At 49.7% G+C, this 372-nt stretch carries 1 protein-coding gene; it reads right to left on the bottom strand.

Annotated features, from left to right (window positions below; all coding sequences use genetic code 11):
- Positions 1-308: hypothetical protein (locus AAC854_RS23300; protein WP_340619156.1), on the bottom strand; the 308-nt coding region annotated here is incomplete at its 3' end.
- Positions 309-372: the final 64 nt, after the last annotated feature.

Raw genomic sequence — 372 nt, 5'->3', positions numbered from 1 at the left:
CCGCTCTGCCCGCCACCGTACCCCTTTTGCTCCCACCGATGCACATCGTAATCCACGTGGTAATTAAATGTGCTGCCAGAGACACTGAACCGGGTGAACTCATTGCTGATACGGGTCGTACTGACCCCTTGTTTATTCCGCATATACAAAAAGAAACGGGCAGTGACATTCCCTCCCTCGCTTAAGGGTGGCAGATACAGGCCGCCCTCTTTTTTGAGGGGAATGGCATGTGTCCCCAGAAAGCGCGGAATGATGTTATTGGTGGTGATAATTAACCGGCCTTTTTCATCGTAAATCTCTAATCCCATGCCCATTACCAGAACCCCATCCTGATCCGCAGTCTGCCATTATTATCAAATAGCTGCTTTAGGT

Origin of the sequence: Xenorhabdus entomophaga (assembly GCF_037996725.1) — a bacterium.
In the GTDB taxonomy this organism is placed as follows: Bacteria; Pseudomonadota; Gammaproteobacteria; order Enterobacterales; family Enterobacteriaceae; genus Xenorhabdus; species Xenorhabdus khoisanae.
The sequence above is the reverse complement of the archived record's forward strand: the minus strand, read 5'-3'. Positions and strand labels throughout refer to the sequence as shown.